This is a genomic window from Polaribacter staleyi, from assembly GCF_038024045.1.
Taxonomy (GTDB): Bacteria; Bacteroidota; Bacteroidia; order Flavobacteriales; family Flavobacteriaceae; genus Polaribacter; species Polaribacter butkevichii.
The window spans coordinates 1,976,531-1,997,468 of the sequence record NZ_CP150665.1 but is presented as its reverse complement, the minus strand read 5'-3'; the positions used below and the strand labels follow the sequence as shown (position 1 = coordinate 1,997,468).

General features: G+C 29.8%; 19 protein-coding genes. 9 read left to right on the top strand and 10 right to left on the bottom strand.

All coding sequences use genetic code 11. The annotated features are described in order from the left end of the window. The first annotated feature begins 5 nt into the window (after positions 1–5). Genes WHD07_RS08505 through WHD07_RS08475 form a run of 7 tightly spaced genes read left to right on the top strand, consistent with a single transcriptional unit; the run spans position 6 to position 6,478 of the window. Entirely contained in the window at positions 6–1,205 is a 1,200-nt protein-coding gene (locus tag WHD07_RS08505) for a hypothetical protein (RefSeq protein ID WP_343330842.1), read from the top strand. Between the two features lie 4 nt (positions 1,206–1,209). After that, on the top strand, positions 1,210–2,820 hold the full coding sequence (locus WHD07_RS08500) for a hypothetical protein (protein WP_343330841.1): 1,611 nt from the start codon (positions 1,210–1,212) through the stop codon (positions 2,818–2,820). Then, complete coding sequence (locus WHD07_RS08495) at positions 2,820–3,542, top strand: hypothetical protein (protein WP_422897654.1); 723 nt, start codon at positions 2,820–2,822, stop codon at positions 3,540–3,542. Before WHD07_RS08500 ends, WHD07_RS08495 begins: the two co-directional genes overlap by 1 nt. Before the next feature lie 3 nt (positions 3,543–3,545). After that, positions 3,546–4,256 carry a hypothetical protein gene (locus tag WHD07_RS08490; protein ID WP_343330839.1) on the top strand — a complete coding sequence of 237 codons (711 nt, stop codon included), beginning with the start codon at positions 3,546–3,548 and terminating at the stop codon, positions 4,254–4,256. Positions 4,257–4,261: 5 nt separating this feature from the next. After that, positions 4,262–5,005 (top strand): transglutaminase-like domain-containing protein, encoded by a 744-nt coding sequence (locus tag WHD07_RS08485; RefSeq protein WP_343330838.1) that lies wholly within the window; start codon positions 4,262–4,264, stop codon positions 5,003–5,005. Next, the gene (locus WHD07_RS08480) at positions 4,995–5,921 is read left to right on the top strand and encodes an endonuclease/exonuclease/phosphatase family protein (protein ID WP_343330837.1); all 927 of its coding nucleotides are present in this window, start codon (positions 4,995–4,997) and stop codon (positions 5,919–5,921) included. The genes WHD07_RS08485 and WHD07_RS08480 overlap by 11 nt, the downstream gene beginning before the upstream one ends. 11 nt (positions 5,922–5,932) lie before the next feature. Then, entirely contained in the window at positions 5,933–6,478 is a 546-nt protein-coding gene (locus WHD07_RS08475; protein WP_343330836.1) for a CHAP domain-containing protein, read from the top strand. Between the two features lie 637 nt (positions 6,479–7,115). On the opposite strand, the gene WHD07_RS08470 is transcribed toward WHD07_RS08475, so the two are convergent. The 7 genes from WHD07_RS08470 to WHD07_RS08440 are packed head-to-tail and all read right to left on the bottom strand — an operon-like array spanning position 7,116 to position 15,186. Beyond that, on the bottom strand, positions 7,116–7,922 hold the full coding sequence (locus WHD07_RS08470) for an alpha/beta hydrolase (RefSeq protein ID WP_343330835.1): 807 nt from the start codon (positions 7,920–7,922) through the stop codon (positions 7,116–7,118). An 8-nt stretch (positions 7,923–7,930) separates the two neighbouring features. Further along, positions 7,931–10,432 carry a glycoside hydrolase family 2 TIM barrel-domain containing protein gene (locus WHD07_RS08465; protein ID WP_343330834.1) on the bottom strand — a complete coding sequence of 834 codons (2,502 nt, stop codon included), beginning with the start codon at positions 10,430–10,432 and terminating at the stop codon, positions 7,931–7,933. A gap of 13 nt (positions 10,433–10,445) precedes the next feature. After that, complete coding sequence (locus WHD07_RS08460) at positions 10,446–11,315, bottom strand: glycosyl hydrolase (protein ID WP_343330833.1); 870 nt, start codon at positions 11,313–11,315, stop codon at positions 10,446–10,448. A 20-nt stretch (positions 11,316–11,335) separates the two neighbouring features. Further along, positions 11,336–12,454 carry a Zn-dependent alcohol dehydrogenase gene (locus WHD07_RS08455; RefSeq protein WP_343330832.1) on the bottom strand — a complete coding sequence of 373 codons (1,119 nt, stop codon included), beginning with the start codon at positions 12,452–12,454 and terminating at the stop codon, positions 11,336–11,338. Positions 12,455–12,465: 11 nt separating this feature from the next. Continuing rightward, on the bottom strand, positions 12,466–13,707 hold the full coding sequence (locus tag WHD07_RS08450; RefSeq protein ID WP_343330831.1) for an NAD(P)/FAD-dependent oxidoreductase: 1,242 nt from the start codon (positions 13,705–13,707) through the stop codon (positions 12,466–12,468). 6 nt (positions 13,708–13,713) lie between these two features. Next, on the bottom strand, positions 13,714–14,022 hold the full coding sequence (locus WHD07_RS08445) for a 2Fe-2S iron-sulfur cluster-binding protein (RefSeq protein ID WP_343330830.1): 309 nt from the start codon (positions 14,020–14,022) through the stop codon (positions 13,714–13,716). A 6-nt stretch (positions 14,023–14,028) separates the two neighbouring features. Beyond that, positions 14,029–15,186: a cytochrome P450 gene (locus WHD07_RS08440; protein WP_343330829.1), complete on the bottom strand. Its 1,158-nt coding sequence runs from the start codon at positions 15,184–15,186 to the stop codon at positions 14,029–14,031. A gap of 140 nt (positions 15,187–15,326) precedes the next feature. Here WHD07_RS08440 and WHD07_RS08435 point away from each other — a divergent pair, with 140 nt between their 5' ends. Further along, positions 15,327–16,163 (top strand): AraC family transcriptional regulator, encoded by an 837-nt coding sequence (locus WHD07_RS08435; RefSeq protein ID WP_343330828.1) that lies wholly within the window; start codon positions 15,327–15,329, stop codon positions 16,161–16,163. A gap of 200 nt (positions 16,164–16,363) precedes the next feature. Here WHD07_RS08435 and WHD07_RS08430 read toward each other — a convergent pair whose 3' ends face one another. The 3 genes from WHD07_RS08430 to WHD07_RS08420 form a co-directional block, all read right to left on the bottom strand. Continuing rightward, entirely contained in the window at positions 16,364–16,603 is a 240-nt protein-coding gene (locus tag WHD07_RS08430; RefSeq protein ID WP_343330827.1) for a hypothetical protein, read from the bottom strand. Between the two features lie 175 nt (positions 16,604–16,778). Then, entirely contained in the window at positions 16,779–17,699 is a 921-nt protein-coding gene (locus WHD07_RS08425) for a helix-turn-helix transcriptional regulator (protein WP_343330826.1), read from the bottom strand. 24 nt (positions 17,700–17,723) lie between these two features. Further along, positions 17,724–18,482: an SDR family NAD(P)-dependent oxidoreductase gene (locus tag WHD07_RS08420; RefSeq protein WP_343330825.1), complete on the bottom strand. Its 759-nt coding sequence runs from the start codon at positions 18,480–18,482 to the stop codon at positions 17,724–17,726. A 600-nt stretch (positions 18,483–19,082) separates the two neighbouring features. On the opposite strand from WHD07_RS08420, the gene WHD07_RS08415 reads away from it, so the two are divergent. After that, complete coding sequence (locus WHD07_RS08415) at positions 19,083–20,705, top strand: hypothetical protein (RefSeq protein WP_343330824.1); 1,623 nt, start codon at positions 19,083–19,085, stop codon at positions 20,703–20,705. The last annotated feature ends 233 nt before the right edge of the window (positions 20,706–20,938 follow it).

Here is a 20,938-nt window from a genome sequence, read left to right as displayed (position 1 = left end):
ATGATATGAGAAAAATTGGATGGTTGTTTATAGTTGTTTTTTTGTTTATTAATAATAGTTATGGACAAACAGAACAAGATCGTATTACTTCTTTCAAAAAAGTAAATAAATGGGCAGTGGTTAAATTAACCATTGCCTATATGGAAGATTTAAAAGGGTGGCCTCAAAAAAACGCTAAAAGAAATCAAGAATTAGAAACTTATACGAAGTTAAAAGAAGACTATGATTCATATTTAGAAAACGTAGATTTAGAAGAAGTGAGTAGTCTTTTGTTAAAAGGTTGGAAAAGGACTAGAGAGAATGTGTTTGAAAACTATAGGAAAGAACTTGTTGATAATAGTTTAACGATGAATAGTTTTGAGAATATATCTTTTGTTCCTGTTAAAGTAAGTGAAACTAAACGGAGAGAAGCTATTAAAGTCCAATACACTTCATTCTTACCTAATATTATCGAAAAGGAAAAAGAAATTCTAAAAGTAGAAGAAGTTGTCTATGATGAAAAATCACCTACACTAACCAGCACTAATAAAGAAAAATCAAGTTTACTAAACATAATTGTTTATGTAGCGTTGGTGATATCACTTTTATTAATACTTTTTTTAATTATTGTATTGAAAAAAGTTTTTAAAAAGTTAGAAGTTTTAGAAAAAGAAGATAAGAAAAGGCTTAGAAGAGTGCAAGTAGATCATAATACGGAGTCTAAATTTAACGGAAATATTGAATTATTAAACAGTAAAATTCGATCATTAGAAAAACAAAATTATGAATTACTAAATGATTTAAATTCAACTAAAAATAGTTTTAAAAGTGACCGTAATGATAGCCCCGTTGAAGATAAAAAGTCTTTAACTAGAAATTTAAATGTTACTAAAAGCCAGCAAGATTTAACAAAATTAATATACTTCCCTTCACCTTTTGAAGATAACAGATTTTCAAATGAAGATGTAAGTGAAACGCAAGTGCCTTTCTCATTATATTTAGCTAAAATTGATAGTAATACAAATCAAGGAGCAATCAGTTTAATAGAGACAGCAGACCTTTCTAGAGCTTTAAATTCTCCAAATACTTTTTTAGAACCTGTTTGTAATTATGAAAATGCATACAGTTCATCTACAAAAGAAATAAAAGTAATAGCTAAAGGTGATGTAGTATTAGAAGGGGAAGATTGGGTAGTAAAAACTAAAATAAGAATTAAATTTATTTAAAATTATGTACCAATCATTTGAAGTGCTCATAATAATCTCTATTGTAATTTTTCAGATTATAATTGCTAGAGATTTATATTTTAAGATTAAAGCTTACAAAGCAATTTTCGATTTTGAGGATCTGCCTGTTATTACTCAAAAAAAGGTTTCAAAAGATGTTTTTAAGTCTGGAGAAGTTTCTGATATTTTAACGTATGAAGGAGGAGAGGGAGTTGTAAATATTACCTATTTAGAATATAATAATAAAAGTCGTGTGTTGGCTACAATGGTGAAATACATAAATGTGTATTTGATTAAAAATAAAGGAGCAACTATAGATTTTCATTTAATAAAAGATATTGTAGATAAGCATACAGAAACATCTCAGAATGAAATTGAAAATAGAATACCAGCACCTTTATATTTAGGGTTAGCTGCTACTATGTTAGGTATTATTATAGGGCTTTTTTCTGTTAATTTTGATGCTAATAGTGATGCTTTAAATGCAATTCAGCCTCTTATTAATGGTGTTAAATGGGCAATGTCTGCAAGTGTAATAGGACTAATTATTACAACCGTATTTTCTATAAAAATCTTTAAAGATGCTCAGGTTGAGGCAGATGAAGAGAAGAGTGAGTTTTTGTCTAAGTTACAGTCTGAATTGATGCCAAAAATGGCAACAGGTAAATTGCCTGAGGTTGCTATTTTATCCGATAAATTGGATGTTTTTGCAAGAAGTACATCGGGTTCAATTTCTCATTTAGACAATATTGTTCGCACGACTTCTAATACGGTTGAAAGAGAGCAGCAATTAATTCAAGATATTAGAAAGTTAGATGTTTCTAAAATCACATCAGCAAATGTTGAAATATTTACTAAGCTTGATGACATGATGGATTCTTTTGCAAATTTCGCAAATTATTACAACAAGTTAAACAGTTCAATGAAAGGAACTTCAGATCTTGTTGATAAATTACAAAAGTTTGTTTCAACTACAGAAAATATAAATGTTGTCTTAGAAGGTATTAAAAATAATATTGAAGAAAGTAATGCCGCAACTACATTTTTTAATACTCATATTCAGTCATTTTCTCAATATGGAGATGCTGTAAATGAAGCTGTAGCTAATGCAGATTCTAGAATGTCAACAGCAGTAAGTAAGCTAGGTGAATTAACAGAAAAACAGTTTAATTCATTTAATGGAGCAATTGCTAGTTTTGATTCAAAACTTTCAACAGCTTTTACTCATTCTATAGAGAAATTTACAGAAGCTATGGAAACTCAGGTTCTAAGAACCGAAGTAGCGTTTGAAAACAGCACACCAAAATTTGAGAAATTAAATAAATTAGACCAACTTGATAAACTAAGTCAATTAAATGTTATTAACACTCGTTTGGAAAGTTTGGAAACAAATTTAGCTAGAGCTTTTAATAGAAATAGCCAAGAAATAATTTTGGCATTAAAAGAGGGGAATCAAATTACTAGTAATAATAGTCCAATTTCTATACATCAGATTAAAGAAAAGAAAAAATCAACTTTAGAAAAGTTATTACCAGGATTGCAGATTGGTACTTATGTCGTTATAATAATATTCGGTGTGTTTAGCTTATTAAGGTATTTAGATTTTATCAACTAATGAAAAAGTCTAATTTCTTTTGGGTGGGGTATGCAGATTTAATGACAAGTTTGTTTTTTATAATGTTAGTGCTATTTGTAGTTACTATTAATTTTCTCCAATTTAAAATGAAAGAAAATGAACGTGTTATTACAGAAAATGAAGACTTGTTTAAAAATAATTCTACATTAATTAGCTCATTACAAAATAAGGAAAAACAGTTAAATATTGAAATTCAACGTCTAAATAAATTGTTAAAAATTGAAGAGCAATTTAAACCTTTAGAAGATAGCCCTTATTTTGTTTACCTAGATCAATGTAAGAAATTTGTGGCGAGAGATCTGATTGGTAAACAGATTTTTGAATCTAAACAAACCGTTATTAAGAATGAATTTATAGCAGTAACTGTTAAGGCAGGTGAGGTTTTAGAGAGCTTTCTAAAAAAAATGCAAGAGAGTAACCCTGATCAATCTTATTTATTAGTAATTGAAGGTAATATGGCTAATGAGTTAGATAAGAGTATTAATATTAATGATTTATGGGGATATAAAAAAAGTTATGAAAGAGCTTTAGCTGTATATAATCTGTGGCAAAAAAGGTCTATTGATTTTAGAAAATATAATGTTGAGGTTATGATTTGTGGAAGTGGATTTAATGGCTTGTGCAGGGATGAAGAGGAGGGTAACAATAAAAGGTTTTCAATTCAAATAATTCCAAAAACAGAAAATCAGTCAAAAAAATAGATAATGAAAAAATCAGGCTTTTTTTGGATTAGCTATGCAGATTTAATGACGAGTCTATTTTTCGTTATGTTGGTTTTATATATAGTATCATTTACCTTTTTACAATCTAAGCAAGGTATTTTAGAGGCACAAGCACAACAATTAGAGGAAATTAAAAATGTTCAAAAGGCTATTGAAAGTTTAGATACTACCTACTATCAATTTGATAAGGAAAATAAAAGGTATAAATTAAATATTGATGCTAGGTTTCGACCTAATAGTTCAAATTTAAATGACATTCCAATAAATAAAAGAAATGAAATATCTAAAGCAGGAAAAAACTTATATGATAAAATTGAAAGTATAATTGATACAAGTAAAACAATAGATTATTTGTTAATAATAGAAGGAAGTACTCAGAGGTACAATAACAATTGGAAAGATGGTCCCAATTTAGGCTATAAGTTAAGTTATCAACGTGCACTATCCTTATACAATTATTGGAGGGAAGAAGGAGCTGATTTTAGAAGTTTAGGAAGCCAATGTGAAGTTATCATTGCAGGTAGTGGTTATTTTAGTCAATCAAGAGATGAACTTAATGAGAACAATAATAGACGCTTTACAATTCAAGTAACCTCTAAGGTAGGTAAGTTTCTGCATAAGAAAGAAGTGCCTTTAAAGGAAGAACAAAAAGAGGAAGTAAGTGAGAGTTTTTTTGGCAAGTTATTTAATTAGAAAGAATGAATTTTAAACTATTGATTTTAAGTGTTGTTATGGTGTTGCTACTAGTTCTAACATCGTCATGTACAAGTTGTTCAAGGTCTGGGAGAGCACAAATTATTGCAATGGCCAAAAAGGAAGGAAGTAAAAAAAATACAATCCCAGAACCAAATACAATTATAAAAGATATAGCACCAAAAATAATTGAAATTGAAGATGTTGTAACTCCAAAAGAGAAAAAAGTTATCAATAGTGAGTTGATTAAAAATAAAATTCCGAAGGCAGAAGGAAATTTAATACAGGTAGAAGGGTTAGTGTTAAAAGAAGTTAGAGAGTTAACGATAAAGTTAAGAGCGACTAGTTCTCAGTTAGATCAAATTTCTAAAATGAAAAAGCATGTACAAAAGGAATGGCATTATATATTTGATCCAGCCACAGGTCATGATACTTGGAGATCTGCCGAGGCAACAATTTCATTAAAATACCAAGGAAAGTATTCTGGTGATTGTGATGATTATGCAATTTTATTAGCCTCTTTTGCTAGACAGATAGGGTTAAAATCGAGAGTAGTTGGTGGTTTTGATGGAGATTCAGGTCATGCATTTGCAGAATTTGAAATTAATAAAAGAGATTTGAAGAGTCGGTATCTAAACGGTTTTGATTATCGATCAATAAATGGTTCTTATTGGGTTAGTTTAGATTGGTTTAAAGGAAGTGAGCATAACCGTTTTACGCATAATACAGAGATTTTAAATGGGATTTAGATTATTGAAATATAGTTTTACAGTTGTTTTTTTTTTAATATTTAGTTGTCAATCCAAAAGCTCGAAACAACACGAAAATAATACTAAAGTAATAACACAATCAATAAGGGGAGAAAAAAAAGAAAATTCTTTTAATACCTCTACAAGAAAACCAAGTTTTTCTTTAATAACCTGGAACATCCAAGATTTAGGTAGAACTAAGAATTCAAATGAAATTCTTGAAATAGCTAAAATTTTAAGAAATTTTGATTTAGTAGCCATTCAGGAAGTAGTTGCAAAAGACCCCGCAGGAGCACAAGCAGTAGCTAAAATTGTAGATGAGTTAAATAGAATGGGAAGTAAATGGAGTTATCAAATTAGTAATCCTACAAAAAGTCCCTCAGTATACATGTCTGAACGATATGCTTATTTGTGGAAAACATCAATAGTTAGCTTACTCAAAAAAGCTTATTTAGATAAAGATTTAGAAGATAAATGTGTTCGAGAACCATTTATTGGTAAGTTTAAACTTAAAAAAGGATCAACTCCATTTTATGTCGTCAACTTTCATTCAAGAAAACACGATGATCATCCAGAAGAAGAAATTAAATTTTTCAAAGATTATCCAGAAAGGTTAAATACGAATAATATTTTTATTGTTGGAGATTTTAATTTAAATGAACGTCATAAGGTGTGGGATGATCTATATGGTTTAGGCTTTAAAAGCGCTGTTAAAAATAAAAAAACTACCTTAAAAATGTCTTGTAAGAATGGTGTTTATTTAAACCATTTTATTGATAATATATACTATAATTCAGCAGAAGTAAAATTTGTTAATTCAGATCATTTAGATTTTGTTAAAACATGTGATAATTTAAAATATGCAAGAATGTTATCCGATCATTTACCTGTTTTTTTAGAATGTGTTATTGATTAAATTTCTTATGTATGAAAAAGATTATTTTATTATTGATATTAAGCTCTTGTTTTATAAGTTGTAATAGATCGTATGATAAAAAAGGAAATGAAATTATAGATACCTTTAATAATGTTCCAGTCTATTTACATCAAGGTAAAAACACTAGACATAAGGCTACGGACGGATATAATTATGGTCTAGAATGGCAATGTGTCGAGTTTGTAAAAAGGTATTATTATGATCATTTAAGTCACAAAATGCCAAACACCTTTGGACATGCAAAAGACTTTTATAATCATGGGTTAAAAGATGGGCAAAAAAATACAGCAAGAAATCTTACGCAATATTCTAACAAAAGTAAATCTCAGCCAAGAGTAAATGATTTAGTAATTATGGATGGTCATAGATTTAATAAATACGGTCATGTTGCAATTGTATCTAAAGTTAGTGACAGTGAGATTGAAATTGTTCAGCAAAATGTGGGTAGAATGTCTAGAGCAACTTTTAAGTTGATTCACAAAAATGGAGTATGGGAAATTGAGAACGATTTATTGTTAGGTTGGTTAAGAAAATAAGCGAACTACTTTTCTGTAGATATTAAAAATATGACTAGCATAAAAATGGTATGTAAGAAAGGTGTTTATTTAAATCATTCTGTTATTAGTAGTTATTATAATTCATCAAAGGTTCAGTTTATTGATTCAGATCTTTTAGATTTTGTTTAAACGTGGTGATTTAATAAATGCCAGAATGTTAGTAGATTATTTAGGTTTCAAAAAAATCACTATATTGCAACAAGAATAATACAATAATAATCTGAACTAGACTGAACACGTTTTAGAACACGATTTAAATAATAAAAAGGTTAAAATTCAGTAAATCAACGATTTAACTGAACTCATAACCCGAAGGTTACTAGTTCGAGTTCAGTTTTTGATACTGTTTTAAGTTTTTGTAAAATAGTAGTTTAGTGTGCTAACTTTTTTTCGCTAGTGTTGTTTTTTCATAAGTGACTATTTATAAATGATGAGTTTTTAGTCTACCTATTTCAGGAAAGTAAATGGTTCAAATTAGATAAAGAAGTATTTATTAAAACAATGTATTCCCTATTTGAAAAACGGGAAGGTTAGCTATAATTCTTGCAATAGAAGGAATAAAAAAACAGACAAGTTCTTATAAAGAATGTGTCTGTTTTATTTCTAAAAAAAGATTTTATTCTTTTTTACAATAAGTATCAAAAAAATGGAATGATTTTTCTACGTTTTTAATCCAATAAGACCATTCGTGTCCTCCTTCAAATTCTTCAAAAGTATGAGGGATTCCCTCTTTTAAAAGATCGTTATGAAGTGTTTTATTAGCAGAAAATAAGCTGTCTTTTACACCACAATCAAAACGGATAGGAGGTAAGTGAGACTTATTTTTTATAAAAGAATCTATTACGTTTGGAGTAACAGATTCTTTTAAATAGGTTTCTAAAGGATCATCTGTAAATAGTTGCATTTGTTCTAATTTTGTAATAGAACTATGACCAGAAATGGCTTTAAATTTTTCGGGAAATCGTGCTCCTAAAGACAATGCTCCGTAACCTCCCATAGACAAACCGCCAATACAAGTTGCCGTTGAATTTTTAGCTTCTGGAATGTTTTCTTTAACAGCGGTAATCACATCACTTACAATCCAATTATCAAATTGTTTTTGATGATGAGAAAAATAAGCAGAACCATCACCCCAAAGTCCATCTGATGGCATTGCAATAATTGCAGGTTTTATATTTTTATTTTCCATCAGCTTTTTAGCGGTTTTATGAGCACCACCTTTCATTGCCCAAATCCAAGCACTTCCATAAACACCGTGTAGTAAAATGTAAATAGGTAAATTATCTATATTATCAACTTCTGGTACATACAAACAAATGTCTCCTCTACCTTTTAAATTAGGCGTTTTTACGGTTAAAAATCTTAATCCTTGAGATTCGAAAACAGAATCTGAAAGTTCTACAGTTTTAAAGCTTGATGCCATATCATTATTTATTTTATAATTAATGAATTGTTGGTTCCTTCTAAATTCTTAGATTTTATAGCAACATTTACGGCTCCTTTCTCGTTCGATTTTACAAAAATAGCTGCTTGTCCGTTAAAGAATTTTCTTTCTGGTTTCGATAAGTTTTGCAAATTGGTTGGATCTCCATTACCAGCGGCTAAAAATACAGCAGCACCTTTAACCTGAATTTTCATATTATCATTGTAATTTACACATAAATTACCATTTTTATCTAAAACGGAAACAATGTAAACACCCACTTCTCCATTTTTAATAGATGTTAATTCTGGTTTTATTTCTATGTGATGAGGAGCACCAGCAGTAACTCTTGTTACTTCAGCCACCTTTTTACCTTTTTTGTTGTAAGCAACTATTGTTGCTTCACCTGGTTCATAAACTACATTATCCCAAACAATGGCATAGGCTTTAAATAAATCCCAATTACCACCACCAGAAGCCTGTTTTTCAATAGAATTACTTTGGTAAGACTGGTTTTTTAATGGTTTTTTAGTCTGAATGCCATAGCTTTTTCCGTTTACAAATAATTCTGCTTTTTCATAAGAAGTATAACAAACTACAGGAATTTCTTTTCCGTTCATAGCAGGTAAAGTCCAATGAGGAAAAAAGTGAAGTACATCTTTCTTTTTATTCCATTGTGTTTGATATAAATAGAATTTATCTTTTTCTAAACCAATAAAATCAACAGGTGCAAAATAAGAACTTCTAGCTTTTACTTCGTGATAAGGAGAAGGTTCTCCTAAATAATCATAACCTGTCCAAACAAATTCGCCATAAACACTTGTGTTTTTTTCTTGTGCAGCAAACTCTTTATACGCTGGGTATCCCCAAGGAACATTGGTAGTTTCATAATTTCCAGGAGCACCGTCTTTATACGTTTTTGTGTTTAAAGAATTTCCTCTTTTGGTTTGAAGTGTATCAAAAACAACCGGGAATTTATAACTGTTTCTAACACTAACTGCTCCTCCAGTTTCACTTGCATAAAACTTTAAATTTGGATATTCTTTTCTTATTTGATTGTAAATACCTGGTTTGTAATTAAAGGCCGCTACATCTACTGTTTCTGCCATTCCGCTTTTTAAAGCTCCTACAGCAGAGTTAAAACCAGCAGTTGTGGCACGGGTTGTATCTACAGTTTTTACAATTTTGTTTAAATAACTTGTAATGTTATTTGGGTCGTGTTGGTATTGTTCTAAAATTTCATTACCAATACTCCACATAATAATACTTGGATGATTTCTATCTCGTAAAATCATATCTGTTAAGTCTGTTTTTGCCCATTTATCAAAATGTTTAGAATACCCATTCATTACTTTTCCTATTTGCCATTCGTCAAAAGCTTCATCAATGGCTAAAATTCCCATTTTATCACAAATATCTAACGCTTCTGGAGCAGGAGGATTGTGAGAAAAACGAATTGAATTTACACCCATTTCTTTCATTTTTTTCATTTGACGCATAAATAATTCCTTATGAAAAGCCGCACCAACAGGACCTAAATCATGATGCATGTTTACACCTTTAAATCTTATTTTTTTATCATTTAAATAAAAACCATCTACTTCAAAACGAATACTTCTTATTCCAAAAGACGTTGTGTAGGTATTAACCACCTTGTTTTCTTTTAAAATTGATGTTTTAAGTTGATACAAATTTGGCGTTTCTAAATTCCAAAGTTTAGGTTTAGAAACCTTGAAGTTTTCAGTAATTTTTGTGTTATTTTGAATTGTAATTTCTTTAGATTTTCTATCGATTTGTTTTCCTTCAGGAGAAATTACTTCATTTACCATTGTGTAATTTCCAGTTCCTAAAACCTCAACATCTACATGCACTTCTGCATGTCTTTTTGCAATAACAGGTGTAGTAACAAAAGTTCCCCAAGTTTTAACGTGGGTTTTATTGGTTTTAATAATCGAAACTTTTCTATACAAACCTGCTCCAGGATACCATCTAGATTGACTATTAAAATTCTCTAAACGAACAGCAATTGAATTTTCGCCAGGTTTTAGAAATTTTGTAATATCAAAATAGAAAGAAATATATCCGAAAGGACGCTCACCAACATAGTTGCCATTAACGTATACTTTGGCGTTGCTCATAGCTCCGTCAAATAGAATTTGTACTTTTTCTTTTAATTCGGAAGCAGTAATCGCATAATCTGTTCTGTACCAACCAATGCCTACGTAAGGCAACGCACCAGATCTACCAGTTCTATATCTTGGTTTGGTTTCACCATCCTGAATTACAGTTGTTAACTGAACATCGTGTGCAAAATTAAAATCTTGTACTGCTGCCCAATCATGAGGCACTGTTACATTTTCCCATTTTGAATCATCAAAACTTTCTTGAAAAGCAGCACCATAATCATAATTTGTAAATTTCCAGTTCTTTAATAATGTGGTTTCTTGTGCAGAAATAAAACTAAAAAAACTACTGAAAGCAATTACTAAAATTGATTTTTTTATATTCATATTTATAATAAATTTAATTTTTATCTTCTAATTTATAGGTTCTGATATAATCTATATAGGTTGTTCTGTCTTCTTTTGAAGCACTAGCTACTTTTCCTCCATCTTTAGGAATTGCATTCCAATCGTATTTTTCTATGGAAAAATGAAGGAATAATTCTTGATCAAAATCAACAGGAGGATTTATAGTATACACGTGTTTTCCGTCTAAGTAGAACAGTAATTCTGTAGGACTTTTCCACCAACAACCATACGTATAAAATTTCTCTGAATTTTTAACCATTGGATACATTACACTTTGACTGCGTTTGGCTTCATTACACGCAGTTTTTCTGTGAATGGTATTGGAATGCATAATTTTATTCCATTTTTTGCCCCAATCTTCTGCCAAAGGAGAAATTGAACCAACAGATTCTGTAATGTCTATTTCGTGTTTATAATCACAAATATTTTTAGACATCAACCAGAAACCACCCCCCATTTCTGTTTTATTCATTTTAAATTTGGCTTCAAAATAATGTCCATAAGAGATGGATTTAGACGCTCTAATAATACCTCCGTAATACTTATAAACCGCAGGTGTCTTGTATTTGTTACTTGTAAAAGGTTTGTCTAAGGTTCCAACTTCTATTTCTAAATGTCCTTTATGAAGAGTGATAGCACTTTCTTTAAAAAGCGCAGGCGGTCTTCCAATCCAACCAAAATCTGGATGCCCTTCAGGATCGGCAATCCATTTGCTTTTATTTAATTTTTTTCCATCAAATTCATCCGAAAGATGTTTGATGATAGTCCATTTTTTTCCTTCGGGCGCTTTTATTTGTGCACTAAAATTTAGTGTAAAAATAAAGAAACAAATGACTATTAAAACGTGGTTTTTTAAATTCATAAGATAGAGAATAGTATTATTTATGAATCAAAAACGATTACACCTTTTGCATTTTTACCTGCTAGCATATCATCAAATGCTTGCTGTAAATTTTCTAAAGGATAGGTTCTAGTAATCATTTCGTCTAATAATAAATCGCCTTTTTCATATAAGTTTACCAATTTAGGGAAATCTATTTGAGGTCTACATTTTCCGTATAAAGGATTCATATATATTTTATCCCACTCAAACAAACTCATGTCTATTGTAATTTCTTCTTCAATACCACTAACTTGTACAGCAGTTCCCGCATTTCTAACCATGGCTAAAGGTGCTGCTCCTAATGCAGGAATTGCAGTACATTCAAATGCATAATCTGCACCTCTATTGTCTGTTAATTTCTTAACTTCTTCGGATGCTTTTAACAAACCAATATCATTTTTATCTGCTAAAATGGTATGTGTAGCACCAAACTTTTTTGCCATTTCTAGCCTTTCAGGATTAATATCAATCGCAATTATTTTTGAAGCTCCAGATATTTTTGCACCCTGAATAGCATTTAAACCAACACCACCAGTTCCTAAAATTACTGCAGAACTTCCTGCTTTTAATTGTGCAGAATTTACAACAGAGCCATAACCCGTCATTACCCCACAACTTATAATACTAGCAGAAGCCATTGGCATTGCGCTTTCTAATTGTACACAAGCAGATTCTTTTACCAAAGCGTATTCTGCAAGGGTGCCAATATTAAAGGAACGTTCTATAGGATTGTTTTTCCACTTAGAACCTTCTAAATGTGCGTGTCCGGGTGTATATCCGTTTCCACCAGCAGTTACTGGCGAGTTGTTTTCACAAATATGCTGGTTGCCTTCTTGACATTGAAAACACTTCATACAAGGTGTTGCCCAATTTAAAATAACTTTATCACCTACTTTAAAATTAGTAACATCTTTACCAATTTTCTCAACAATTCCTGCACCTTCATGACCTAAAATAATTGGTTTTCCCCAATGTAGAGAATCATGATCTGTATGGCACAAACCAGCAGCTTTTATCTTTACAATAATTTCGTCTCCTTTTGGATCTTCAATAGTTATGGTATCTATAATAAAAGAACCGTCTCCTTTTGCAATTGCAGACTTAGATTGTATGCTCATAGTTTTATTTTTTATAAAAATGTTGTTGGTTTCATTGGTATTGAAACATCAACTAATTTTGTTTTATTAATTTTTTGTTTTCCTTTGATGAATCTTGTTCCTAACACAAAGGCTTTTCCGTTATTAATAGCATCAACAGCTAACAACTCATCATCCTTAAAGTACCACACAGAAAAACTTGTGTTTTCAGTTGCTTCTTTTCGAAGTAGCACCTCGTTATAACCAGTAGCCAAACCAACCATTTGTAACTTTATATTGTATTGATCTGACCAAAACCAAGGAATGGTGTCATATATAATCTCTTTACCACAGATAGATGCCGCTGCAACTTTACTTTGATCTACCGCATTCTGAACAGATTCTAATCGCATAAACCTCTTGTAATGCGGGTTGTAATGAAAAGTACAATCGCCAATAGAATAGATGTTTTCATCATTGGTTTTAGCAAATTCATTTACTTTTATTCCTTGTTCAATATCTAAACCAGCATTTTGTGCAAGCTCTGTATTTACTCTAATACCTACACCTACAATGATAATATCAGCCTTAAAGGAAGTATTGTCATTACAATAAACAGTATTTACATTGCCAACTGTTTCTATAGAAGTTACATTTTTGTTGGTTAGAATTTCTACATCATTTTGTTGATGTAATTCCATAAAATAATCGGACATAATTGGTGCTGTAACTCTTGCCAAAACTCGTTCTTCTCTTTCTAAAACAGTTACATTTGCACCTATTTTCTTTAAAGAAGCCGCAGTTTCTAAACCAATATAACCTCCACCAATAATTACTATATTTTTTTCTTCAGAAGTATCAATGGCACTTTTAATAGCGATGGCATCATCTGCAGTTCTCATCGGAAATAAATGAGTAGCAGTTTCTATACCAGCAATAGGCGGAATAAAAGGTCTTGCTCCTGTTGCAATTACCAATTTGTCATAGTTTTGATGACCTTCGTTTTCAATAGAAATGGTTTTTTCATCTCTATTGATTGACGTCACTTTTACTCCTAATTTTAAGGTTATCTTTTCATTCTGATAACTCTCTAGCGGTTTTAAAAGATTGCTATTTAAATCACCATCAATAATATACGATTTAGATAAAGGCGGTCTATGATACGGTGTGTTTGCATCTGAATCAAACAATATAATTGCTCCTTGCCAACCTACTTTTCTTAGGTTAAAAGCAAAATTAACACCTGCATGACTTGCGCCAATAACAACACAAATTTGATTTTCTGTAGCCGACATCAAAATTTATTTAGCAACTTTAAAAACAACACCATCTAAATCTTCACTCACTTGAATTTGACAAGAAAGACGACTGAACTCATTGGTTAAATCATCAAATTCTAACATATCATTTTCTAGCTCTTCTGCTTGTCCTGTTTTAGAAACATACTCAGGTTCTACATGTACATGACAGGTTGCACAAGAGCAAACGCCACCACAATCACCATCAATTCCTTTTATGTTATTATTTACTGCCAATTCCATTACAGAACCAGAAGTTCCTTCTACAGTTATTGATTCGTTATCGCTTGTAATAAATGTTATTTTTGCCATTTTCTATTATTTATTAAATGTTACTTTAAGAGCATCAAAACCTACTTTTCTTTTAAACTCTCCTAAATTTTCTATATTTTCTTTGGTTTCTATTACGTTTATTGAGCTTACTTTTTGAGATAAAGTAGCCAACAATATTCTTAAAATCTGACGTGCATGGGTTGCTCCTAAACAGTTGTGTGTACCAAAGCCAAAACTAACATGTGGATTTACTTTTCTGTCTAAAACTACTTCATTTGGGTTTTCAAATACATTTTCATCTCTGTTTGCAGAAGCCCAGTTTAAAGAAATTCTAGTGTCTGCTTTTATAGCGTGTTCACAAACTTGGGTGTCTTTGGTAACCACTCTACCCATTTGGGTTAATGGAGTAAAATAACGTACCAATTCTTCTACAGCATTGTTAATCATTGCTGGATTTTCTTTTAAAGCTGCCAAAGATTTTGGATGTTCAGAAAAGTAAGCAATTGAGTTTGTTACTGCATTAATTACCGTATCTCTACCACCTGCAAAAGTTAAAATTAATACACCTTTTACTTCTTCTTTGGTCATTTTTTTACCATTAACTTCAGAATTTAAAAGTACAGAATACAAACTACCACTTGGGTTTTCAATAGCAAGGTCTATTTGATTGTCAATATAATCATATAAAATATTGGCTTTGTCTGCATCTAAATCAGAATCATCACTTCTAAAAACGTGTGTTCCCCAAGAAATCCATAAATCGGCTTCAGAATACGGAATGTTTAATAATAAGGTTAACGCTCTAGATTGTAATTTTAAGGCAAAATCAGCAACCACTTCAACTTCATTATTTTTTAATGACTCTTCAACAATTTCCTCTATAATAGTTGCAATTTTTGCAGCATAATCTTCATTTAAAGGTCTTTTAAACCAAGGATCTAAGATATCTCTAAACGATTTATGTTGCGGCGGATCTACTTCAAAAGGAATTTGCCTGGTATCTCTAATAGCAACTTCAGAAGGAATTACAATTCGTCCAACTTCTTCACCTCCAGATTGAAAATTTTGCCATTGATGTGCACATTTTCGCACTTCTTTATGACGTAAAACCATGGTAACTGGATCATTTTGATCATCCATTTTACCAATCCCTTTTTCTTGTCTGGCTTTTTTAAATGCGTCTGGAAATTCGCTTGCTTTCATAATATATTAAATTGACATTTATCTGGGGCCAAAGATTATATAATTAAGAAATTATAGAATGCCTTATCTAGACAATAAAGTACCCTATTATGTTGTATATTTGTTGTTGACAACTGTTTTGTTGAATATAATAGACAATTATGAGGCCAAAATTTGAAAAAGTTCCATTAGATAGTAATCGATCAATTATTGCTTTTAGATATTCTGGAAGTGATTTTGATGCGCCTTGGCATTTTCATCCTCAGCATGAATTAACATTCATAGAAAAAAGCAAAGGAACAAAGTTTATTGGTGATTATGTGGGGCCGTTTGCAGAAGGAGAATTGGTTTTAATACGATCTAATGTACCGCACTGTTGGAAAAATAATTCTACAATTGATTCAGAATCTTCTTCATTAGTAATTCAGTGGAACAAAGGTATTTATGCTAAAGTACCAGAAATGGACGGTGTTTTTAAAATGTTAAAAGCAGCTTCTAAAGGGATTCTTTTTAAAAAGGAAAATATTTCTGAAGTGGCGTTACTTTTAAAAGAATTATTGACTTTAGAAAGTACTGATTTGTATTTGAAACTTCAAAGTTTATTGGTCTTATTATCTAAGTTAGAGTTTAGGGAGCTTTCTGAAAAAAACTTTATTGATGATTTACCTTCAGAATACAGCTCTAGAATTAGAAAAGTACACGATTATGTAGAAAAACATTATCATAAAAAGATACAATTACAAGAACTAGCCGATTTATTAAACATGTCCGAACAGTCTTTTTCTCGTTTTTTTAGTAAAATAATGGGAAGACCTTTTTTTACTTTTTTAAATCAGTATAAAATAAATATAGCAAAAAGAATGTTGATGGATACAGATTGGTCTGTGCGGGAAATTTGTTTCGCTTGTGGATATGAATCAGTTCCGTTTTTTCATAGACAATTTAAAAAATTTACAAATCAAACCCCGTCGTTTTATAAAAGAAACCATAGTAAATAGAAAAACCTTTAAGAATAAACCTAGTAGCTTCAATAAGTTGGTAAATTAATTTAAAACAAAAATTTATGGACTATTTGTTAGTTTGTAAACTGCCATGTTATCCCCATAAAAATTAAGTGTTTATGTAGGGGGCATTAAGACTTCTTAACATAAATGATACTTCTACTTTAGCAGAAAAAATGTATGTATTTATACCTTATTTACTGTGGAGAAATTGGTGATAAAATTAGGGGTTGCTTCTGAAACCCTAGACTGTAGTAAAATCTTAAATCGGATGGAGAAGCTTTATCAGGGTTTCTTAAGTCTTCAACATAAATCCAAGCTCCAATTTCATAAGTAAATCTTGTTTCTACAAGGAAAGTGGCATTAATAGGATTGGTTGTATCTCTATTATTGTTTCCAATAATTATGCCTTCTTCTGGTCTAAATTCAATGTACATACTTTGATCTCTAGTATGTAGTCTGTCATTGGACAGTTTTATGACATATTCTGCATATTTATCTTATAATTTAAAGACAGACAATGGTTTTATAGAAAAGTTTATAAAGAGTAATATAAATTAAAAGAGTAGACGTATAAAAGGTGCTTTTTTAGGGAGAGCTAGTTTTATTCATTTAATTAAATAACTTTCTAAATTCTAAAGGAGACATTTCTGTTTTGTTTTTGAAAAGTTTAGTAAAAGACGCTGGGTGTTCAAATCCAAAACGGTAAGCAATTTGGCTTATTGGAAGTAGTGTGGTTGATAATTGTTCTTTGGCTTCTGTTATCAATTTATTATGAATATGTTGCTGTGTACTTTGCCCTGTGAGTGATTTGAGTATGCTGCTTAAATAATTAGAGGAAAGATTTAGACTATTGGCTACCCATACAACTGAAGGCAAACCTTTTTCAATTAACCTTTCATCTTTAAAATAATCTGATAAAATTTTTTCTAGTTTAGTTAATACTAGGTGATTAGATTTTTTTCGAGTTATAAATTGTCTTTCGTAAAATCGCTCTGCATAATTAAGCAGTAATGATAACTGTGAAATAACAATCTTTTGACTAAATTTATCAATATTAGATTCATATTCGCGTTTTATATTATTTAAAAGATTTATAATTATTAGTTCTTCTTTTTCAGAAAGAAAAAGAGCTTCGTTTATAGTGTAACCAAAGAAAGTATAGTTTTTTATTTCTTTTGATAAAGTTGAATTCCATAGAAAATCTGGATGAACCAATAATAACCATCCTGATGGTTTATTATTATCATTAATGTTTGGATTTTTTTCTAAATTCATTACCTGATTTGGTGCAAAGAAAGTCATGAGTCCCTGATCAAAATCATATTCTTGTTGACCGTAAAAAAATTTATGAGCAACATTTCGTTTTAATCCTATGGTGTAATAATCTTGTCTCCATTTTAAACTCTTAACCTCATTAGGATACTTTACTTGGCTGTAATCTAATAAACTAATTAATGGGTGTTCGGGAGCATTTATATTTGCTAGTTTATGGTAATCGCTAACTTTTTTAAAATGTTTTAATTTTTTCATCACTATAAAAATATAAAAATAATGTTAGACAAACATCCCTCCAGATATTTCAATTCGTTGTCCGTTAATCCAGCCTGCTTTATCAGAGCATAAAAAAGCTACAGTTCCACCAATATCATCAGCTTCACCTACGCGACCTAATGCTGTATTATTAGCTATGATGTCTCTTTTTTCTTGATTATCTCGATTACTTCCTCCAGCAAAATCAGTGGCTATTGGTCCTGGGGCTATAACATTTGTTGTAATTTTACGTGTACCTAGTTCCTTTGCTAAGTATCTTGTAAATACCTCTATACCTCCTTTCATAATAGCGTAGGCAGACATACCAGGTAAACTAAAACGAGCCAAACCACTAGATATATTAATAATTCTTCCACCTTTATTTAGGTAAGGTAATGCTTTCTGTGTAAGAAAATATACACTTTTTAGGTGTATGTTTATCATTTCATTAAATTGATTTTCTGTAGTGTCAGAGATCAAATTGAAAGTTCCTGTACCTGCATTATTAATCAGAAAATCAAAATTAGAATTACCATTTCTTTTATTTAAATAGTCTGTAGCTTTTGTAATAAATTCTTGTCCACTTTTGTAGTTGTTAGCATCAAAGTGAAAAGCGATGGCTTTTTGTCCAATTGCTTCTATTTCAGAAATAACTTCCTTAGCTTTTTTTTCATTGCTTTTATAAGAGAAAATTATATTTATTCCATTTTTAGCAAGACTGAGTGCCATGTTTTTTCCTAAACCTCGACTAGCTCCTGTAATAATAGCTGTTTTTTGTATCATCTTTTATGTTGTTTATATTTACAATACAAAGTTGAATTAAAATCTAAAATTATAATGTTCCAAATCTCAGGTTGTCTTGTCCTAATCTAATATTTTGATTATAGGTTAGTAGTTGTGTTGTGTAAAGCCTAACTAGACCAAAACTAGACAGTACTTAAGGTTGTGTTTAGAGTAAGTAAAGTGTCTTGTTTTAAGAAGAAGTAGAAAACATTATTTTTAGAACTTTACAAGTTAAATTATAGTTGTTTTTTTGAATAAATAAGGTTTTAATCAATTAGAATGGTCAAGTGAAAATGTTCTAAATTTCTTAGCTGTTGTTTTTTAATACTGTTTATTTAAAAGATTAGGGTTGCTAAATGTAAAATTAAAGACAGTAATATTGTATTAGGGGTGCTGATTAAAGTTTTTTGTAAAAAATCAAAAATAATTATAGTAATTATTAACTTGACAAAAACTTGACATTTACAACACTTGATGTTTAAAATGATGTAATTAAAAAAGGTTTGTTTTGATTACCTAATATTAATTTTCTTTTTCTTATAAAATTAATTTACATTTAACCTTACGAAGTTATTTTTTTTTAATCTTTTATATTAATTTATGAATTTAAAGCAGTTTTTTTTTCTTTTAATAAGTGTTTTTACTCTATTAAAACCAATTGATTTTTGTGCACAAAAGGAATCAAAGGATATAGAAAAAATATTTGAAAAAGCACTTAGTTTAAAAAATTATGAGCCAGATAGTGCTTTGGTTTTATTTAATAAAAGTTATTCACTTTATATACAAGCTAATGATACTTTAAATGCGATACAATCATTGCTTGAAAAAGCCTATCTTTTTGAAACGAATGCTAAATATGCAAAGTCGTATGATATTCTCTGGAAAACGTTGTTGTTAACTGATAATATAGATAATGAAGATATACGTGCTGTAATATATTATAGGTTAGGGCGGATTTATAGTTATTACAAAAGAGAAGATAAGTCTATAGAGTTTTTAAAGAAAGCATTAGAAATTCAAAAAAAGCTATTAAACTCTAATGATAAGGATAAATCAACTTTAACACCTTATTATTATTCTATAGCAGCTACTTACAGAGAGTTGAATAAGCCAGATTTAGGTAAAAAATATTTAGATTCAAGTTATCTTTATTATCGAGATAAAAAATTGGTAACAAATAGATTTTTTTTAGATTTTGAAAAAGCTATTTATCTTTCTAAGAAAAATAGAGTTATCGAAGCTATTAAGGTATTTGAAGAGATTTATCCATTATTCCAAAAAGAAGAGCCTTCTTATATGGTGCTTTTTTATAAATATTGGGGAGATGCTTATTTTACTATTAATAATATTGAAAAAAGTGAGGAATATTACTTAAAGTCTTTAAAAGTTTCTCAAAAATATAAAAGTCATATAGATTTTACACCTCTAGTTTATGAGAGATTATCAGAAGTATACTTGTTAAATAAGAATTATAAAAAAGCCTTTGAAAATATACAGAAAGCAAAAGAATTAGACCGTTTGTTTTTTGATAGTAGAAGTAAAGAAAATCAAACTTTATTAGAAATAAAAGATGATTATAGGTTAGAGAAAGAAAGGCAAGAAAAAATAATAAAAGAACAAAACTTAAAACAATTAAAACAAGAAGATGAAATTATTAAACTCCAACGAATTATACTTATTGGGTCTTTAATTTTTGTAATTGCTTTAGGGTATTTCTTTTTTAAACAATTAAGAGAAAAACATAAAACAGAAAAAGAACTTCTAAGAAAAACTAAAGAATTAGAAATTGAAAAAACCAAAGAACTTTTAGAATTAAAAAATAAAGAGTTGGCTACTTCTGCTTTACAATTGATAGAAAAAGATGAGTTTTTAAAAGAATTGAAAAGTAGAGTTAGAGAAGGTGGAGAAAAGGTGAAAATTCATGAAATAAATAAAGTGTTAAGGTCTGTTTCTGTTAATAATAATAAAAACTGGGATGATTTTAAAATGCGTTTTATAGATGTGAATAAAGAATTTTATGATTCTATTTTTCAAAAATTCCCTAAACTTAGTCAAGGAGATCAAAAAATTTGTGCTTTAATTAAATTAAACTTTTCAAGTAAAGATATGGCACGTTTACTTGGTATTTCTGTAGAATCTGTGCACACTGTAAGACACAGAATTCGTAAAAAAATGAATCTTGCTAGAAACGTTAATTTAGAAGAATATATTAATTCTCTATAGATACCAGGTATCTAAGCGTCTAATAGACTATACAACATGACAAATGTACTATGTCTAGTTTTTGTCAAGTTTATTTTTATCTCATTTTAAATTGTTTCATATACTTTTAACAGAAGAGTAATATTCTTAGGTTGAATTCATTTTTGTGTTATCTAAATTCATTTTAAGAAAATTATCATCTGCATAATTTCAACCTTCATAAAATGAATGCAACACTATATGAAGCATGTAAA